This is a genomic window from Solibacillus sp. CAU 1738, assembly GCF_039888725.1.
GTDB lineage: Bacteria > Bacillota > Bacilli > Bacillales_A > Planococcaceae > Metasolibacillus.
Window position 1 is genome coordinate 23,824 of the sequence record NZ_JBDQQN010000004.1, and the last position, 19,244, is coordinate 43,067.

Genomic DNA, 19,244 nt, shown 5'->3' on the forward strand with positions numbered 1-19,244 from the left:
TCTTTATGCTATGCTAGATTTTTAGATAAGTCATTATCGGAGGATTTTCCATGAAACAAATCGTAGGCTATATGCTCATTATTTGCTGCATACCCCTTCTTTATCTTATTAGTAAAGAAATTTGTAATGAGATTGCTACAGCACAAGCTCATGAACAGCAAATCGAACAAGCAATTGTATTACCAGAAATAAAGGTACAACTACCAATAACTTTAAAGGACGAAAACGGAAAAATTTATAGTGAAGAATATGTAGAATGGCGACAACCAACTCCTTTATCTAATATTCCTGAGATGGCAAAAAATTTATTCCTCTATAGTGAAGATGAGGAATTTTTCAATCATATCGGTTTTGATTTAAGTGCGATCGCCCGTGCATTCGTCGTCAATACGAGTGAGCAATCGGTCCAACAAGGCGGCAGTACAATTACACAGCAGCTTGTGCGAATGCGTTATTTATCTGAAGAAAAAACGTATGAGCGCAAACTAATGGAGCTTTTTTATTCATATGAACTTGAAAAGCTTTATGATAAAGAAACAATTTTAGAAATGTATTTAAACGAAATTTATTTTAGCAATCAAGTATACGGTATTGGCGGTGCTGCTACATATTATTTTAATAAGCCCTTAGCTGAGCTTACACTAGCAGAAATGGCTTTTATTTCAGCTATTCCGAATAATCCATCACTTTATGATCCGCTTAAAAACTTCGACAATACGAAAGCAAGACAAGAGCGTTTACTCGATACACTTGCGGAAAAGGGGATCATTACTGCCGCTGAGGCTACTATACAAAAACAGACCCCTGTCATACTTGATGTGAAAGAAAAGGTACAACTATATCCGGCTTACAGTACATATGTGCTTCAAGAATTAAAATGGCTAGTCGCGCACAATGAAGGCTTAGATGTGGCATTAGAACAAGCTGAATCGGAAGAAGCAAAGGCAGCTATACAGACAAAAATACAAGCAAAACTACAGGAATTATTGCAATCAGGCATTGTCATCCATACTGCCCTCGATCCAAATAAACAAACTCATGACGAGCAAGCTATTAATTCGATCCTTACAAAGCCCGATTTACAAGCGAGCGCCGTTGTTATCGATAATGCTACACGTGAAATTAAAAGTATGTACGGTGGGAAAAATTATGAAAAGTTTGATTTACATCGTGCATTCCAAGCACCACGTCAGCCAGGTTCAGCGTTTAAACCACTTATGGTCTATGCACCTTATTTTGAAACGACAACCTATTCACCTACTTCAATTGTAAGCGGTGGCGCATACTGTATCGGCAATTTCTGTCCGAAAAATTATGGTGGTGGTGTATATGGTAATGTTGCGATTTCTACTGCCTTCAAATACAGCTATAACACAAGTGCAGTACGTTTATTGAATACTGTTGGCATTGATACTGCATTTTCTTATATTGACCGTTTTAATTTCCAATCAATTACCGAAAAAGACCATACTTATGCCTCTGCACTCGGAGGTTTAACATACGGTGTGACAGCGCTGGAAATGGCAGATGCATATACGAGTTTTATAGACGGTTCTTATATACAAGCACATGCAATTCGTAAAGTAACTGATTTACAAGGTAATAAGATTTACAGTTGGCCAACTGAGAGAGATCTTATTTGGTCTACCAAAACAGTGAAATACATGCGCTCTATACTGTCCGATGTAGTAAGTAGTGGTACCGGTGTAGGTCTATACACAAATACAGGGTATATTGGGGCTAAAACAGGTACTACGAATGAATTTAAAGATTTTTGGCTAGCCGGGTTAACGGATACCGAAACAGCAGCTGTGTGGATTGGTTACGACACCCCGCGCTCAATGGAAGCACTTGAACGCAATCAAATGCATTTTTCAATATTCAATGCAATTACGAACTAAGAAAAGATCAAAATTCTATGATAAATCTGCTTTCTAACTAAACAATGATTAATAATTTTATTGATTTATTTGTCACGGCAATCGCGTTAGCGTTCGAGACGCACAAGCTGTGTTGTACTGTCTTATACGACTTGTTTTTGGGCTTTATGCAAGTCGCGACTTACGAAAGTACTTTCCTTCTGAACCTATTGTTATAGAGTGTCTATTAAAGTAGGAGTCGTATTCTCCATAGGTGATTAGAATGAAGTTTATTTTTATTTGGCGGGCTTTACGTGCGGTATGAACGTGAAGAATGAGACTACGCGCATTTTGTAGGCTCATACTGCACGTACCGCCACCCGCCGAATGATAACAATCTATTTAACAGAAATTTACAAAGAAAAATGACAATTAGTTAGTTTTTCAGCGGCCCCTACTTGCCTCGTGAAGAGACTTTCGAAGTGACCTCGAGCAGCTAGAGTAAGTTCCTAGGCATCACTCCAGACTTGTACTTTCTTATTATTTAAAAAGTTGTGTGGCGAAAATCATGCCACACAACTTTTTTAATTTGCGAATGGTAAACTCGCTAACACACCGTTATACAATTTCATTACGACATATACAATGGAAATAACAAATATTGACCAAAATAATATTTCAAAAAAGATAAGTCCAATCATGCCAGATATAGACATAAAATGGCTCATTTTATATACCGTATAAATAAAATAAATAAAAATAGTGATCGCAAAAATAGCTACAAGCACTATAATCGATTGAATACCAAATGCTGATAACAGTGCACCAAAGAAGAAAATAACATATCCTCCGCGCGCTACATTCATCGTTTCCCCTGCCTTATCACTAGAAAAGAACAACATCCCAAGCTCGTGAATTGTCTCTCCGATTAGCTTTAAAGCTGAAAATACCATGAAAAATATTAATGCGAATACAATTAGTAAAAAAACGCGTAACTCTAAATCAGATAAAAATTCGCGCATCCCTGCGTATACACCAATTGCATTGAACAACTCGATCGATTCCGTTACTGCAAAAATGCCGAACGTTAAACTAAATAACAAGATTGTAAACAGCGGTAAATAGCCGTACAAATATGGATTTTTCATGAACATTTTCCCTTTATCTATTCTATTTCTACATATTTATAATACCGAATACAAATACTAACTAGCAAGAGTAGAAATCATTGCTTCACATGCATTCGTATATGAAATAAGTTATAATTATTAACATTCACTGCGTTCAAACGTTTCGAAAGGAGGATTTTCATGATGCAAGTACTCGCTATTTTTATCCCGTTACTCGTTGCAATATTTATTCCTTTTCTATTTAAAAAAATTCGAGCTATACATACGGGTTGGTTTGTACTAATTGTGCCAATTATATTAGCAGCGTATTACGTAACGTTTATTCCACTCACTATGGATGGACAAGCGGCAATCGCCTCATTTGATTGGATACCATCACTTGGTATTTCCTTCGTCTCCTATTTAGACGGACTGAGCTTACTTTTTTCCATTTTAATATCTGGAATTGGTGCACTCGTCGTGTTGTATTCGATTTTCTATTTAGATAAGACGAAAGAACAATTACACAATTTTTATGTGTATTTATTAATGTTTATGTCGGCTATGCTCGGCGTTGTGCAATCAGATCATATGATTACACTGTATTTATTTTGGGAGCTTACATCAATCTCCTCATTTTTATTAATCGGCTATTGGTTTAATCGCGATAAATCACGCTTTGGTGCATTAAAATCAATGATGATTACTGTAGCAGGCGGGTTAATGATGCTTGGGGGCTTCGTTTTACTTGCTCTTATGGGCGGCACGTATTCGATTCGTGAATTAGTCGCACAAGCACCTCTTCTTGTTGGACAGGATTACTTTGTATGGGCGCTTGTCTTAATCTTACTCGGTGCATTTACAAAATCTGCACAGTTCCCATTTTATATTTGGTTACCTGATGCAATGGAAGCCCCAACACCTGTTAGTGCTTATCTGCATTCAGCGACAATGGTAAAAGCGGGTATTTATTTAGTAGCACGCTTTACGCCGATTTTTGCGGCTTCAGAAGTATGGGTATGGCTCGTTACGGGCATCGGCTTACTTACGTTATTCTGGGGTTCATTCTTTGCGGTGAAACAAACCGACTTAAAAGGAATTTTGGCATTCTCGACTGTGAGTCAACTCGGTTTAATCATGTCATTACTTGGCGCAGGAGCGATCGCCTTCCATGTAGATGATGCAGCTAATACTGTATTCAAGTATGCGGCATTTGCAGCGATTTTCCATTTAATAAACCATGCGACATTTAAAGGAAGTTTGTTTATGATCGCGGGAATCGTTGATCACGAAACAGGTACACGTGATATTCGCAAGCTTGGAGGGCTGATGAGTGTAATGCCTCTTAGCTTTACCGTTGCTTTAATCGGTAGTTTGTCCATGGCGGGCTTACCACCATTTAACGGATTTTTAAGTAAAGAGATGTTCCTTACAGCGATGCTAGCAATTAAAGATTTCCAATTATTCGAATTTAGTACGTGGGGTATTATATTCCCTGTTATCGCCTTTATCGCGAGCGTCTTTACATTTGTTTATAGCTTTTATTTTGTGTTTAAAACATTTACAGGGAAAATGTCTAAAGAACTACCGAAAAAACCACATGAAGCACCGCTTGGCATGTTAATTTCGCCTATCATTTTAGCTATATTCGTTGTGACAATTTTCTTCATTCCAAATTTAGTTTCGGAAGTCTTTATTAAACCAGCTGTATTTGTTATTCAACCATTTTTATATCAAGACCCTTATGTTGCATCTATGCCATCTATTATCGATATTACAATTTCGGCTTGGCACGGGCATATTACACCCGAGCTATGGATGACAATTGGTATAGTTGTGCTTGGTTTACTTTTATTTATGTCTTTAGCAAAATGGCAAAAGCTATATGCTATTCAACCAGCACGCCTATCACTGAATTCGCTATATGACTTTATGATGGACAATGTATTAAACCGTGGAATGTACCGTTTTTCTAAACTTTATATGACAGGTTCAATTCGTCAATATTTAACGTATATGTTTAGTTCGATTGTTGTAATCGTAATCGGCACATTATTGATTAAAGACGCTTTGAAAATTTCCTTTAATAGCGCAGCAAAAATTGATATTTATGAAATCATTTTGATCATTGTACTAATCATCGGAACATTAACAACTTTGTTAGCGAAAACACGTATTACAGCAATTGTTGGTTTAGGGGCTGTCGGCTATACAGTAGCGCTATTTTTCGTTATGTTCAATGCACCCGATTTAGCTTTAACGCAGCTAGTCATTGAAACAATTTCTGTCGCCCTCTTTTTATTAGCGTTCTACCATTTACCGAAGTTAGGTAAAGTGGAAGAACGTGTACGCTTCCAATTTGGACGGGCGATTATTTCAATCGGTGTTGGTGCAATGGTAACATTATTGGCACTTTCTGCTCACTCACAAAAATTAATAGAGTCGATTAATGAGTATTATAAAGAAACCGTTTACTCTGAGGCAGGCGGCGGCAATATCGTCAACGTAATATTAGTTGACTACCGTGGTTTCGATACGTTATTTGAGATAACAGTACTCGGTATTGCAGGGATGGGCATTTATGCGATGATTAAGCTTCGTTTAAGTAGAAAGGAGAAGACAAATGAAAACAAATAATGTTATTTTGCAATTTACGACGAAAATTGTCTTTTTCATTATTTTCTTCTTCTCCGTTCATATTTTCTTTGCGGGGCATTATACACCAGGGGGAGGATTTGTCGGTGGCCTTCTCACTTCGAGTGCGATTGTACTGCTTGTCCTAGCGTATGATTTGAAAACTGTGCGCAATATTTTGCCTATTAACTATATGTATATTACAGCGAGCGGGCTTATATTAGCACTTGGAACAGCAGCATTTCCGATGTTTATCGGCAAACCATTTTTCACACATTTCTTTGATTATTTTGATTTACCGCTGTTAGGGGAACAATCGCTTCATACAGCGGCACTATTCGATTTAGGTGTATTTTTGGTTGTTGTAGGCGTTACGATGACCATTATTCAAACGATAGGAGAGGATGAATAATGGAGATAGTAATGGCATTTGTATGCGGCTTTTTATTCATGGCTGCCATTTATTTAATTTTATCACGAAGTTTATTGCGTATTATTATCGGTACAGGGCTTCTTAGTCACGGAGCTCATTTACTTATTTTAACAATGGGTGGACTTGGTGGAACTGCCCCTCCAGTGCTAGCTGATGGCGTGTCAGATTTTGCAGATCCAATACCACAAGCACTCATTTTAACAGCGATTGTCATTTCTTTTGGGGTAACAGCATTTTTCCTCGTTCTAGCATACCGTGCATATCAGGAGCTTGGAACAGATGATACAACATTAATGAAAGGAAGTGAGCAAGATGATTAACTTCCTTCTTTTCCCGATACTCATTACATTTTTTACGGGTATGGTGTTAATGTTTTTACAAAAAAATATTCGCCTACAGCGTACAATATCTTTAGTGGCCCTTTTTGCCGCTTCTGTTTGTGCCTTTCTCGTTATGTTGAAAGTACATCAAGATGGCATACAATCCGTCACATTCGGTGATTGGCCAGTACCATTTGGAATTACTATGGTCGCAGATGGCGTATCTACTTTACTCGTTTTGACTTCACTTGTTTTAGCTTTCTTTATTGTATGGTACGGTTTTGCCTCAATTGGTGAAGAACGCGAACGCTTTTTCTATTATCCTGGGGTCATGTTTATTTTAACCGGGGTAAATGGAGCGTTTACCACAGGTGATATTTTTAACTTATTCGTATTTTTTGAAGTACTTTTAATGTCTTCTTATTTACTAATAGTACTCGGTGGAGAAAAAGGTCAGCTACGTGAATCGATAAAATATATTTTAGTCAATGTAATATCATCTGCATTATTCGTCATTGCAGTTGCCTATTTATATTCGGTTATTGGTACTCTGAACATGGCAGACATTTCTGTGAAAATCGCTGAAATTAATCAACCAGGTATTATTACAACAATAGCAGTACTATTTTTAATGGTATTCGGCTTAAAGGCAGCCATTTTCCCGCTGTACTTCTGGCTACCTAGCTCTTATGCTGCACCACCCATTCCAGTACTAGCATTATTCGGTGCATTGCTAACGAAGGTCGGTGTTTATGCGATTATGCGTACATATACACTATTTTTCGTCCATGATCTTTCATATACCCACGAGCTCTTATTGATTCTTGCGGTATTAACAATTGCAGCAGGCTGTATTGGGGCGCTTGCACATTTCGATGTGAAGCAAATTATTATTTATAATATTGTTATAGCAGTTGGCGTCATTTTATTCGGAGTTGCGCAAATGAACTTCACGGGACTTGAAGGCGCGATGTTTTATTTAATCCATGACATGATCATTAAAGCAGCGCTATTTATGTTAGTCGGCATAATTGTTTATGTCACAGGCACAAGTGACTTACGCAAAATGGGCGGTTTGATGAAAAAGTATCCTGCACTTGGATGGTTTTATTTAATCGCTGCATTTGGCTTAGCCGGTATTCCGCCACTAAGCGGCTTCGTCGGTAAATTATTAATTGTACAAGGTGGATTTGCTGCTGGTAATTTATGGAGTAGCATTTTTATATTAGCTTCTAGTTTAATCGTATTATTATCTGTCATACGTATTTTCATTTATGCGTTTTGGGGTGAGGGTGGACAAGTTGTAGCTGTTGATAAAAAGGTATACAATCGCTTATTCTTCCCAACAGCGTTGTTAATAGTTGTATCCATTGCATATGGAATTGGCGCAGAATGGATAACACCATTTATGGATACAGCAGCGCGCGTCTTAAGTGATCCGTCTATTTACGTAAATGCTGTTATGAAAGGAGGACAATAATAATGGCATTTCAACTATTATTAAATATCTTCCTCGCATTTGTATGGATGTTCCTCAGTAATAAGTTCACGGCAAGCGTTTTTGTAACCGGCTTTTTACTAGGGCTAATTGCAATCATTACGATGCGCCGCTTCTTTAATGGACGACTTTATATCGGCCGTATGTGGGCATCCATTAAGTTAACTATACTGTTTTTAAAAGAGCTAGTCCTTGCGAATATCGCGGTATTAAAAGTAGTATTAAAACCGCAACTGACGATGGAACCTGCCTTTTTCAAATACGATACTAAACTTACAAAAGATTGGGAAATTACGTTGTTATCTAGCTTAATTACACTTACTCCGGGTACAGTTGTCGTACACGTATCCGATGACGCAAAAAGCTTATACATCCATGCGATAGATGTTGGGGATGTCGAACAAACAATCGACTCGATTCGAAATTCGTTTGAAAAAGCAATTATGGAGGTGAGCCGCGCATGATGTACTTTATTTGGGGCTCGATTGTCATCATTTCGCTATCAATGATTGCAGTTATTTACCGCCTTGTGAAAGGCCCTAATGCATCTGATCGCGTAGTCGCACTTGATGCAATTGGCACTTCTCTCATTGCTTTAATCGGTTTGTTTTCCATTATGGTGGAAACGAGCTTTTATTTAGATATTATTTTACTATTGGCGATATTATCGTTTATCGGAACGGTTGCCTTCTCTAAATTTATAGAGAAAGGAGATATTATCGAACGTGACAATTCTCGCTAATATTTTAATCGTCTTCTTTATTGCCGTTGGAGTGCTATTTATCGTCGTAGCGGCTATAGGCATATTCCGACTTCCTGATTTATATACGCGTGCACATGCGGCTTCTAAAAGCGCCACACTCGGTATAATGTGTTTACTAATCGGTGTATTCTTTCATTTTTGGTTAATCGAAGGCCAATTTAACCCGCGTATTTTACTCGGCATCCTGTTTTTATTTATAACAGGCCCTGTTGGCGGACATATTATGAGCCGCTCTTCTTATATTGCAGGTGTTAAACCATGGGCAGGTACAGTGCGCGATGATTTACAAGAAGAAATCGACCGCATGAAAAAGGAACAGAATATTAAATGAAAAAAGAGGCTGCTCCCTTTGAGTAGCCTCTTTTTCATTAATAATGTCTATGTGGATGTCTATATGGTGGGCGATATGGCGGATAGTATGGATACGGTGGATAATATGGGTAATACGGGTAATATGGATATTGCTGATATGGATAAAATCGACTTCCTAAAAAACTACCGAGAAACCCTCCTAAAAACGGAGCTCCAATCGGAAAGAATGGCATTTGTGCAAAATGATTACGAGACATCAAACTCCTCCTTTGTATTACTATATGTCAGGTGACGCAAATTTGCTTTACCAAATATGTTCGGGCATTTACTGGACTTCTTGTGTTTTGTACGACCACGCCTGAATTAATTTATGCAAATGAGAAGTAGGCGTCTCAATATATGGACTGACCCAATTTTCAGAGGATACATCTCCTCATCACAATTCACCATATTCATCGCTCGAAGGAAATACTCGCTTTTTTCCATGAGATACTCGCTCTTCTTCGCGATTTACTCGCTGTTTTGCATGAAATACTCGCTCTTTCATGGATACTCGCTGTTCTACACGTTTACTCGATCTTTTGCATGAAATACTCGCTCTTTCATGGAGTACTCGCTCTGCTGCTCAAATACTCGCTTTTCTGCATCAAATACTAGCTCTTCTTCATGATTTACTCGCTCTGCTACATCAAATACTAGCTCTTCCTCACGATTTACTCGATGTTTTTCACGATTTACTTGCTCTTTCATGGAGTACTCGCTTTTCTTCACGTTTTACTCGCTGTTTTCCACGAATTACTCGCTCTTTCATGGAGTACTCGCTCTGCTACACGAAATACTCGCTTTTCCTCACGATTTACTCGCTGTTTTTCACGATTTACTCGCTCTTCAGAGTCAGCCCACTCTAATGCTCGTTATTGTAAACGGTTTATATTTTTTCAATGTAACTAAAAAAGCATACTGGAGATAATCCAATATGCTCTGAATAGAAAAACACTTTTTAATTAAACAGTCCCAAGCATAAATTGAATGAGATTATCTTCTTGAATCGTATCAAGTGCGACTTTATTTCGGCCAAGCTTTTGGCATTTCGTACATTGGTGGACAATTTGATAACCCTTTTTCCCTGAATAATCTAGTCCAATTGGCTTCATTAGCCCTTTACAATTACTTGTGCGATCACCAGGTACATTATCCATATGTTTGGAATACAAACAGTTAGGACAATGATTTCGGAAACTTCCATTAGTTAGTGGCTTTACTACCACACCACAATTTTCACATTTAAATTCAGTATTTTCATTTGTTCGACTCAATTGCCATTCCTCCAAGATGTTTTTTTTCATCTTTGGAGAAAGGGTTCCGTTCATTTTTCTACATATGTAGTTTCAGGCTTTTATAAGGAATGGACCGATTTATCGTCTTGTTTTTGCAAAACGATTACTTCTAGTTCCTGCTTCATAAAGACTTATTTCATCCTTTAATCCGGACCTCGATTGATGTTGTTTATTTGTATCAACCACTGTAAGACGGACATCTCCACCTTCCACTAGTAGGTGTTCTCTCATAATCACTGACTTTGGCACTCGTCCCCTAGCTGGCAATTGATGTGAATAAATAGGTCATACATTTATTCACTCCTTATTTGTGTTCAATCTATTCTTAGTTATAATAACAAAATTTAGTGATATAGGGGAATTATTCTATCCTCTACCATAACTAGAGGATTTCCGTTCCGACTGGGTGCTTTCCTGTGGGGCGACCGATGAGCCGCTTCAGGCCAACATGACGTTGGTCACGAAGGCGTTGTCACAGGAAGTGACGGTCTTAGCCTTCGTTCCTTTATAGCTCCCTCCAGGGTCTCGGGCCAACATGATGTTGGTCACGAAGGCGTTGTCACAGGACGTGACGTTTTAGCCTTCGTTCCTTTTTTCACTACATCCCCAAGGAGTCACCCAGTCCCCACTCCAATCAATTTACAAAAATGACATACATTTTAATAATATCGCCCTCCTTTTGGCAAAATCTTTTGTAAAGAATTATTTATCCATAAATTATCAGATAACAGAACTGACGTACAACGGCAACTCCCGGGATAATGTGAGGTACACAAGCTGAAGGCACAGAAGAAATGAGGTACGAGCGATGAGGAGACGGAAGCCATGCGTACCCTGGATGCGCGTCCGCTCGGAGTGTTGCTATGTATTTATAGCACATCCGACTTTTAGATATAAACCAATAAATTATATTTTGCAGACAATTGAATTCCATATATTGTATAATTATTAATAAGAAGAAAAACAGGTAATTTAGTAAATGGGGGTATAGCAAAATGGAGAAAGACATTGTATCTATACGTTTTAGTCTTGTTGCAGACGAATGGCCAATTGATAAATTTACAGAAGAAATTGGTATTGTGCCAACAGAAGCTTATAAAATTGGAGATAAGTATATTCGTGGAACAAGAGAAAGAAAGCGTTTTGAAACTGTTTGGGAGCTGGAATCAGGTATTATGAAGATTAGTTATACCGAAAATGAAGAAAAAGAATTTTTCGAATCAGTAATTAATCCTTTACGACCACATATTCAATTAATTAATGAATATAAAGAAAAGTATCACCTTACACCCATTTTTTTCGCACATTATATATTCTACTGGGCTCAAACGCCAGGTGTACGTTTACATCCAGAAATAATTACATTTGCCCATCAAATAGGAGCTATCATGGATGTCTATATTGATAATATCAATGACACAAAAAGTTAATGTCTCAAAGTATAGACATAGTATCGAATACAAATAAGGGACAGTCCATTAGCCTCTCGCTTAGAACTGTCCCCAATATTTTTATGTTGTTTAGCTCACATACACTTTGTATTAAGCTTCTGCTAGTTGTTCAATAAAGCAAGCTAGAGTGCGCACCATTGCACCTGTACCACCTTTTGGACCAAGGTCATGAGGTGCCGCTGCGTCTGAAGTACCCGCGATATCTAAATGGATCCACGGTGTTTCCTCAGCGAATTCACCTACGAAGCCACCACCGAAAATCATGTGACCGTCGCGACCTGGTGAATTATTTAAGTCCGCCATATCTGATTTGCGAATACGCTTTTTATCGCTTTCTGTAAGTGGTAAGCGCCATACGAATTCACCTGTTTCTATAGTTGCTTCCATAAATGCTTCAAAAAATGCCTCATCGTTCGTTAATGCACCTGTTTTATCATTACCTAGTGCAACAATTACACCACCTGTTAATGTCGCAACATCAATTAAATAATTTGCCCCTTGTTGTTTAGCATACGTAACTGCATCGGCTAACACTAAACGACCTTCAGCATCTGTATTTAATACTTCTACAGTTTTGCCGCTATACGTTGTAATGACATCATCTGGTTTGAATGCTGTGCCAGAAACCATATTATCAGTTGAGCCGATAACAGCAACAACGTTTTTGTTCGGACGTGTTTCTCCGATAATTTTCATTGCGCCAAGGACAGCTGCAGCACCACCCATATCGCCTTTCATACCGACCATACCTTCACGTGGTTTTAATGAATAGCCGCCTGTATCATATGTTACCCCTTTACCGACTAACCCGACTACATCTTCCCATTTATCTTTCGCTTGGTATTTTACTGTAATGAGACGAGGTTCTTCCGAAGAGCCTTGGTTCACACTTAAAATACCGCCCATACCTAGCTCTTCCATTTGAGCTTTATTTAAAATTTCTACTTCGAAATCATATTGATTACCAAGCTCTACTGCGTAATTAGCTAAATCTGTCGCTGTTAACATATTTGGTGGTAAGTTAACTAGGTTACGTGCTTCGTTTACGGCACTCGCATAAATAAGACCTACTTCATAGCTAGAAGTTACTTCATCCATATTTGCCTCTGTTACAAAATGCACAGTATCTAAATACGTATCTACTACATTTGACGTCGTTTTATAATTTGGAATTGAATAGAAACCAAGACCTGTACCTTCACCAGCTAAAAACGCAACGTCCTCTGCTGATATATTTTCCGTCACGAAAGATTCAAGCCAAATAGTATATTCGCCTGTTTTTAATGCTTTTAGTTCTTTCCCAACTAAACCGAATGCACCGCGTAATACTTCTTCTGTTACATTTTTACCTTCACCGATTCCGACAAATACAATACGTTTTACAGTTTTACCTACAACAGGTAACTTCGTAATCTTTTTCTCATCCGATGAAATATCTCCCGCTTGTAGCCATACGTCGATTTCTTCACCGAAAGCGGCTGGGAACAATGACCAATTTTTCATTTGCTCACGGTGCTTTTGAACACCGACTACTAATACTTCAGTTGAAATAGTTTCAAATGTTTTTGCTTCTTTTACAATATTCATAAATAAAGGCCTCCCAATAATTCTATACTCTATTATATACATATTCCGAATAATTCGGATAGCGAAATGACTGTTTTTTTATTCCCCTCCCTTATGCTATACTCTAATCAAAATAAGGGAGGCAAAAATAGAGATGGGAATATTAAATAACACACCGCTATGGATTGGCATTTTTGCTATTCTCTTTGCACAATTTTTAAAAGTGCCGATTTATTTTCTAGCAACAAAAAAAATCAACTGGGGCCTTCTTACTTCAACAGGAGGTATGCCGAGCTCACATTCTGCCGCTGTTACAAGTCTTGCTACTGCAGTTGGCTTTGAAACAGGATTTGATTCACCCATTTTTGCAGTTGCTACGATGCTTGCTGGAATTGTTATGTACGATGCAAGTCATGTACGCTTCGAAGCAGGGCAACATGCTGCCGTGCTCAATGAAATTCGCCAAGACTTACAAAATTTCTTTCGTGAAGTGAAGCGTTGGCCTAATTTAAATGAAGAACAAAAAATCAAAGAATTAAAAACATTGCTCGGTCATAAAAAAAGTGAAGTGTTAATTGGAGCTTTAAGCGGAGTTGTACTAAGTATTATTATCTATCAATTTATACTATAAAAAACGCATGCATCGTTATGATACATGCGTTTTCACATTAGAACATTCGGTAACCGTTTTTACGTAATAAAATCATCACAATGCCTGCAACGATTGCCCCAGCGAAGCCACCAGATAAAATGACTATATCGACAACTTGAAGCGCTTGAAGCTTATCCATTAATGCCGGGAAAGCTGTACCTGGTTTAAAAATATAATCAAGGAAGCTTACTTCATCTACTATAAATACAACGACAATTGGATAAATGACAGCCATTAACCATGTCATACGCAGTAGCATGTTTAATAAAAAGCCAATGCCAAAAAACATAACGAAGAATAAAACGACCGAAATAATTAATTGAACTACAGTAACTGGACCATCCATTATGTAAACCCTCCGTTTTCCTCTAACTAGTTTACATGATATTGGAAAGGCTTTCAATGCTTAGCACTATTCTAATAGAATAGCTGCGCAAAATACGAACGTAATTTGACACAGCTTTTTCAAGGAATAAGAAAGGAAAGAATTTAGTGATGTTTATTCATTCACAGCCAAACAGAAGCAAATGTGCTTTTTGTCTATTCGGTCTCTTCTTCGTTTTTGAAAAATAAATGGTACTTCGTATATCCAAATACATTACCTGGGTCAACACCATCTATTAAATGCAGTTGAAAGCGTTCGACGTGTCGTGTCGCCATTTCAACTATCATCACGGATGATTTTTCGTCAATCGCTAATTCCTCTGGTGACATCCACCTTGCTTCTACAATCTCTTTCTCTTGTATATGTAGCGGTTGCTCCTCTGCTTTACAATAAAAAATTGCCATATTGTCGCTAATATCTTCCTGTATAACACCTGAACGAAAACCTACCAACCCTTCAAGTGTACAATCAATGCCAGTTTCTTCTTTTACTTCACGAATCGCTGCCATATCTACAGTTTCTCCTTGTTGTACAAAACCAGCTGGCAGTGACCACCGCCCCTTTAAACCACTATATGCTTTCTGTACAACGAGCCACTCACCGGCATTATTTTCTACAATTGCCGCTACCCCTAACCACACTTTGCCTCGGTCTCGTGCCATATCGATCACCCTTTTCCCTTATATTAATTCCATTATATAACTTTATCAATTCAAAGAAAAACACCACTCTTATAAAAGAGTGGTGTACTAGGGTAATATTTTTCTAAATTAAATTAATTTGAATTTACCTTTTTTCACCGTTAAGCCAACGCCACCTACTAAGAATAGTGCGCGGTTATCAACGATTTTTTTCAATGCAGATGCAGTTTTACCTGAGTATTTGCGTCCTAAAGCATCGCCAATTGCATCGTCGTGACCTAATGAACATACAGCACCTTTGTCATCGTATACAAATGTTTCTGTCTCTTCACCGTTCATAAGGTGCTTAATGTTTTTCGCGATATTTACCGCTTGTTGCATTGCGATTTGAGCTGTTGGTGGATAAGGACGTCCAGCCTCTTCATTTAGAAGGAAGGCACAGTCACCAACTACGAATACATCATCAAATCCTGGAGCACGCATATCTTTGCGAACTGCGATACGAGCACGGTTCGATTCGATACCAGAGCTTTCTACTAGTTTGTTACCACGTACACCAGCAGCCCAAATTACTGTGCCCGCTTTAATGAATTCAAACTCATCTTCACCTTTTTTGATTTTAACGCCTTCTGGAGTTGCTTCAACAACAGGTGTGCCGATTGAGAATTCGATACCTTTTTTAGATAATTGAGTTTTTGCATATTCTACTAATTTTGGATCGAAGCCTGGTAATACCATTGGCGCTGCTTCAACACATAATACTCTTACTTTTTCTTGTGGAATATCAAACTCTTTGCAAAGTTCAGGAACACGGTTTCCAAGTTCACCTAAAAGCTCGATACCTGTGAATCCAGCACCACCAACAACGATAGTTAGTTTGCTGTCATCTTTTTCATCATCTAATGACCATGAAGCAAATTGATATTCGATGTGCTCACGAATTTGGCGAGCAGCATTTAGATTAGCTAAAGATAAAGCGTATTTGTCTAAACCTGGAATACCGAAAGTCTCACCTTCGAATCCTAGACCAAATACTAAATAATCATAAGTCATTTCTCCAGCAGAAGTAACTACTTTACGTGCATTAACATCTACGTTTTCTACAGTAGCTTGTACAAATTTTACATTGTTGTTAATAACGCTTGAGATTGGGTAACGTGCTTTATCTGGAGAAATTGTACCAGCACTAACTTCGTGTAACCAAGTTGTTTCGTAGTGATAATCATTTTTATTCACTAATACGATTTCCGCTTGATCGCCACCTACCATTTTTTGTAGGTTTACTACAGTTGTTAAACCGCCATATCCTGCGCCTAATACTAAAATTGTTGGTCTTTTCACTTAAATCAAAACCCCTTTAATTTTATTGTACTAGCGCAAGACAAACAAAAAAGAAGTACATTGCATACTTCTGCCGTTTGTTACGCTAGGTCGACATATTTTCGACAAAAATTCCTTATTACTATATTAGCCCTTTTACACCACAATTTCAACACCTTATAATTTGTGACTTTCAAATCAAAAAAATAAATAGTTATTAACGAGTTAGAAACATTCTAATTTAAGTTATTTTGTGCATAAGGTAATATATTTATGCGTTTAAAAGCAAAAAACGTGCGAACTCACTCTGTAAATAGTAGGTGAATTCGCAAATTTTTATTAATTCACAATATTGTGTTCGTATAAATATTCATACGAAATATCCACGAACAAGTATTCGTTTTTTGGCAATGCCATCGAATATGTTCTCGTTAATTCTTCTGTTTCTATGTCACTGTACGTAGAAGAAAATTCTCCTTGTTGATCATGTCGCATTTTAATTAAATTTAATAAAAAATACGGACGCCAACTCCAATTTTTACGGAACGCTTCTTGCTGCACTTCCCAACGCCCTTCTTTAAGCATAATATTAGGCGTCGTTTGGAACCCTTCTCCATCACAAATATATAGACGGAAAATATATGGACGTAGCCTTTCAGCGAGTGTTAATAGTGTATTTGTATTTTTACTAGTCGGATCGATTTGTTCTACTGCTGTTGTTATTTTTTTCTCTAACGTTTTCATAGCTTCATATTTTTGTTGAACCAATTTTTTCTCTGTTGCAATGAACTGCTTACATTCATCTTGAAAACGTGACTTTAATGTATCACGTAAAATAAAATCTTTCGCAGGTCGCTCTAAATAAGGCCCTTTATAATAGCGCGCGCCGCTTTTCCAGCCATGCTGTAATTGATATACTGTATTAACACCACTAACCATTAGTGACGCCCCTATTTTTAACGCCAGTGAACGCAATGTTGTAAACACATGATTTTGTGGACCCCACTGATTGTAATTCAACTGTTCTACGTTTATTTTTAAGACATACGGTTCTAGTAATATCATATGATCTAAATTACTATGTGGTCCAATATCATCAAGCGCAATCTTAATACCATACGTTTTCATGTATTTTATTACGTGATGGAGCTGTTTTATATTTCCTTCGAATTTATGCTCAGCAATGACAAGTGTTATATGTGATAGTAACTCATCCTGCACCATTTCCTTTAATATTGAAAAATAACTTTCTCCAAAATCCAGCATAAGTAAATTTGGATTGCAAGGTATATATATATCTACTTCCGCAAGTCCTTGTACGGCAGTTTGTAACGCTTGACGAATAACTAATTGTTCGATTTCTACTCGAATATCTTCGGGTACTTCCTCGCTATACGAAAAGGTGTTTAAATCGAATTGCTCTCCTTCAATAGTTCCGATTACTTCATACGCGGCAATACTATGCTCATCAGCACTATAAATCGGTTCAAAAAAAACTTTCATTTGGTCTAAATTATCCAATACTTTTAAAACATCCACTACATAACCTCCTCGCGTATTGCTACCTTTATCATAATGCATCTTTTTTTTTATTCAAAGTGTTACGACAATTCACAAGCTATATAATTGGGTGAATAGGAGTTTTACGTAAAAAAAACATGCGGGTCATTTCGCATGTTTTATTTCATTATTCAGTTCAATGACAAAGTAATATTTCGCAATGAATTTTTCGAGTTGTTTAATTCAAATACTTGAAGCATAATGCATCGCCAATAGAATCTTCAGGATAATAGAGCCTGATCTTAAACCTTCAAATCTTCGATATTCCAATTAAGATTTAATATATTTTTTAAATTTGATACTTGTACTTCACCGAGTGTATTAACTAGTTGTTGTTCAATCTCTGCTTTATAAAGTGCATTTTTTTCATAGCAAATTTCTCCAAATTCTGTCAGACGAATCGCTTTATGTTTTTTACTATGCTGGACATTGCTAACCTCTACCAACCCTTTTGCCTCTAAACTCTTAATAAATTTATGAGTAGCTTGGCGAGAAAAATCAACACCTTTTGCTACATCTGAAATTGTAGGTTGTTTTTTATAAATTCTGCCCAAAATACACCATTCTGAATTGGAAATATATATATTATTATTATTATTCCACTTATCTTCAGCAAGTCGTCGAAGTATTTCGTGACGTTCGCTCAACAAATCAATTACATCAAGGTTCTGCATTTCGTACTTCAACTAGTTCACCTTCATTCCATATTTTTTCGTAATTAATATACAAAAAAAACCACCCATCGTCAACTAAGTTGACAAAAAACATTTAATTGCTTACAATTGATTTAGTCAACTAAGTTGACAATATTGTTTATGGAGGGAAAATACATGTACAATGTTGGCGATGTAGTCATTTATTCATCACACGGACTTTGTTCTATAAAAGATATTTGTGAACAAACCTTTAGCGATATTACAAAAACTTACTACGTCTTGCAACCACTCAATGATCCAAACTTAACAATTCGTACCCCTACTGACAATGCTAAAAAGCAGCTAAGAGATATTATGAAAAAAGAAGAAGCAATCAAAATATTACATTCATTTACTTCCCCAGGCATCGAATGGATCGAACAAAGCACACATCGTATGAGACTTCACGTAGAAATTATCAAAACTGGTGATAGACAAAAGCAAGCCCACCTCCTAAACACACTATTACGCAAAAAGATCGATTATGTAGCTCTCGAAAAAAAATTTCCAATTCAAGAAGAAAAATTACTTCATTCTTTACAAGAACTCATATTTTCAGAATTCTCCATTGCACTTAATAAATCTTCTGAGGAAATTTATGACCATGTATTAACACAAATCAGCTAAAAATTTCTTTCTCTGTACATAAAGAAGCCAAGAATATTTCTATTAAGAAACATTCTCGGCTTCTTTCTACGTAGTATAGAAA

Annotated in this window: 22 protein-coding genes; 11 read left to right on the forward strand and 11 right to left on the reverse strand. The window is 37.2% G+C overall.

Translation table 11 applies throughout. The features are described from left to right. Positions 1-50: 50 nt before the first annotated feature. Positions 51-1,901 (forward strand): transglycosylase domain-containing protein, encoded by a 1,851-nt coding sequence (locus AAFN87_RS12850; protein WP_347791484.1) that lies wholly within the window; start codon positions 51-53, stop codon positions 1,899-1,901. 542 nt (positions 1,902-2,443) lie between these two features. On the opposite strand, the gene AAFN87_RS12855 is transcribed toward AAFN87_RS12850, so the two are convergent. Further along, a complete protein-coding gene (locus tag AAFN87_RS12855) occupies positions 2,444-3,007 on the reverse strand; it encodes a YufK family protein (protein ID WP_347791485.1) in 564 nt (187 codons plus the stop codon). Between the two features lie 162 nt (positions 3,008-3,169). Between AAFN87_RS12855 and AAFN87_RS12860 the strand changes: the two genes are divergently transcribed. Genes AAFN87_RS12860 through mnhG form a run of 7 tightly spaced genes read left to right on the forward strand, consistent with a single transcriptional unit; the run spans position 3,170 to position 8,947 of the window. After that, on the forward strand, positions 3,170-5,605 hold the full coding sequence (locus AAFN87_RS12860; RefSeq protein ID WP_347791486.1) for a Na+/H+ antiporter subunit A: 2,436 nt from the start codon (positions 3,170-3,172) through the stop codon (positions 5,603-5,605). After that, complete coding sequence (locus tag AAFN87_RS12865; RefSeq protein ID WP_347791487.1) at positions 5,592-6,014, forward strand: Na(+)/H(+) antiporter subunit B; 423 nt, start codon at positions 5,592-5,594, stop codon at positions 6,012-6,014. The genes AAFN87_RS12860 and AAFN87_RS12865 overlap by 14 nt, the downstream gene beginning before the upstream one ends. Then, positions 6,014-6,355 carry a Na(+)/H(+) antiporter subunit C gene (locus tag AAFN87_RS12870; protein WP_347791488.1) on the forward strand — a complete coding sequence of 114 codons (342 nt, stop codon included), beginning with the start codon at positions 6,014-6,016 and terminating at the stop codon, positions 6,353-6,355. Before AAFN87_RS12865 ends, AAFN87_RS12870 begins: the two co-directional genes overlap by 1 nt. Then, the gene (locus AAFN87_RS12875) at positions 6,348-7,835 is read left to right on the forward strand and encodes a Na+/H+ antiporter subunit D (protein WP_347791489.1); all 1,488 of its coding nucleotides are present in this window, start codon (positions 6,348-6,350) and stop codon (positions 7,833-7,835) included. Before AAFN87_RS12870 ends, AAFN87_RS12875 begins: the two co-directional genes overlap by 8 nt. A gap of 2 nt (positions 7,836-7,837) precedes the next feature. After that, positions 7,838-8,317, forward strand: coding sequence for a Na+/H+ antiporter subunit E (locus AAFN87_RS12880; RefSeq protein WP_347791490.1), 480 nt, complete (start codon positions 7,838-7,840; stop codon positions 8,315-8,317). Beyond that, entirely contained in the window at positions 8,314-8,595 is a 282-nt protein-coding gene (locus tag AAFN87_RS12885; RefSeq protein WP_347791491.1) for a Na(+)/H(+) antiporter subunit F1, read from the forward strand. Before AAFN87_RS12880 ends, AAFN87_RS12885 begins: the two co-directional genes overlap by 4 nt. Continuing rightward, on the forward strand, positions 8,579-8,947 hold the full coding sequence (mnhG, locus tag AAFN87_RS12890) for a monovalent cation/H(+) antiporter subunit G (protein ID WP_347791492.1): 369 nt from the start codon (positions 8,579-8,581) through the stop codon (positions 8,945-8,947). Before AAFN87_RS12885 ends, mnhG begins: the two co-directional genes overlap by 17 nt. 37 nt (positions 8,948-8,984) lie before the next feature. Here mnhG and AAFN87_RS12895 read toward each other — a convergent pair whose 3' ends face one another. From AAFN87_RS12895 to AAFN87_RS12910, 4 genes are all read right to left on the reverse strand, one after another. Then, positions 8,985-9,185, reverse strand: coding sequence for a uroporphyrin-III methyltransferase (locus AAFN87_RS12895; protein WP_347791493.1), 201 nt, complete (start codon positions 9,183-9,185; stop codon positions 8,985-8,987). 304 nt (positions 9,186-9,489) lie between these two features. Beyond that, positions 9,490-9,678, reverse strand: a complete 189-nt coding sequence (locus AAFN87_RS12900) for a hypothetical protein (protein ID WP_347791494.1) — start codon at positions 9,676-9,678, stop codon at positions 9,490-9,492. 254 nt (positions 9,679-9,932) lie between these two features. After that, positions 9,933-10,244 carry an RNHCP domain-containing protein gene (locus AAFN87_RS12905; protein ID WP_347791495.1) on the reverse strand — a complete coding sequence of 104 codons (312 nt, stop codon included), beginning with the start codon at positions 10,242-10,244 and terminating at the stop codon, positions 9,933-9,935. A gap of 99 nt (positions 10,245-10,343) precedes the next feature. Further along, on the reverse strand, positions 10,344-10,514 hold the full coding sequence (locus AAFN87_RS12910; RefSeq protein ID WP_347791496.1) for a hypothetical protein: 171 nt from the start codon (positions 10,512-10,514) through the stop codon (positions 10,344-10,346). 746 nt (positions 10,515-11,260) lie between these two features. Between AAFN87_RS12910 and AAFN87_RS12915 the strand changes: the two genes are divergently transcribed. Continuing rightward, entirely contained in the window at positions 11,261-11,695 is a 435-nt protein-coding gene (locus AAFN87_RS12915; protein ID WP_347791497.1) for a DUF4279 domain-containing protein, read from the forward strand. Positions 11,696-11,806: 111 nt separating this feature from the next. Here the strand turns inward: AAFN87_RS12915 and AAFN87_RS12920 are convergent, their stop codons facing one another. After that, positions 11,807-13,303 (reverse strand): leucyl aminopeptidase, encoded by a 1,497-nt coding sequence (locus tag AAFN87_RS12920; protein WP_347791498.1) that lies wholly within the window; start codon positions 13,301-13,303, stop codon positions 11,807-11,809. A gap of 133 nt (positions 13,304-13,436) precedes the next feature. Between AAFN87_RS12920 and AAFN87_RS12925 the strand changes: the two genes are divergently transcribed. After that, the gene (locus AAFN87_RS12925; protein ID WP_347791499.1) at positions 13,437-13,913 is read left to right on the forward strand and encodes a divergent PAP2 family protein; all 477 of its coding nucleotides are present in this window, start codon (positions 13,437-13,439) and stop codon (positions 13,911-13,913) included. Positions 13,914-13,950: 37 nt separating this feature from the next. Here AAFN87_RS12925 and AAFN87_RS12930 read toward each other — a convergent pair whose 3' ends face one another. The 5 genes from AAFN87_RS12930 to AAFN87_RS12950 all read right to left on the reverse strand — a co-directional run bounded on the left by AAFN87_RS12930 (position 13,951) and on the right by AAFN87_RS12950 (position 18,526). Further along, a complete protein-coding gene (locus AAFN87_RS12930; protein ID WP_347791500.1) occupies positions 13,951-14,280 on the reverse strand; it encodes a YuiB family protein in 330 nt (109 codons plus the stop codon). A gap of 194 nt (positions 14,281-14,474) precedes the next feature. After that, positions 14,475-14,981, reverse strand: a complete 507-nt coding sequence (locus AAFN87_RS12935) for an NUDIX domain-containing protein (protein ID WP_347791501.1) — start codon at positions 14,979-14,981, stop codon at positions 14,475-14,477. Positions 14,982-15,089: 108 nt separating this feature from the next. After that, a complete protein-coding gene (locus AAFN87_RS12940; protein WP_347791502.1) occupies positions 15,090-16,301 on the reverse strand; it encodes an NAD(P)/FAD-dependent oxidoreductase in 1,212 nt (403 codons plus the stop codon). Positions 16,302-16,619: 318 nt separating this feature from the next. Then, positions 16,620-17,819 (reverse strand): EAL-associated domain-containing protein, encoded by a 1,200-nt coding sequence (locus AAFN87_RS12945; RefSeq protein ID WP_347791503.1) that lies wholly within the window; start codon positions 17,817-17,819, stop codon positions 16,620-16,622. A gap of 263 nt (positions 17,820-18,082) precedes the next feature. Continuing rightward, positions 18,083-18,526: a MarR family winged helix-turn-helix transcriptional regulator gene (locus AAFN87_RS12950; protein ID WP_347791504.1), complete on the reverse strand. Its 444-nt coding sequence runs from the start codon at positions 18,524-18,526 to the stop codon at positions 18,083-18,085. A 144-nt stretch (positions 18,527-18,670) separates the two neighbouring features. Here AAFN87_RS12950 and AAFN87_RS12955 point away from each other — a divergent pair, with 144 nt between their 5' ends. Further along, a complete protein-coding gene (locus tag AAFN87_RS12955; protein WP_347791505.1) occupies positions 18,671-19,162 on the forward strand; it encodes a CarD family transcriptional regulator in 492 nt (163 codons plus the stop codon). Positions 19,163-19,244 lie beyond the last annotated feature (82 nt).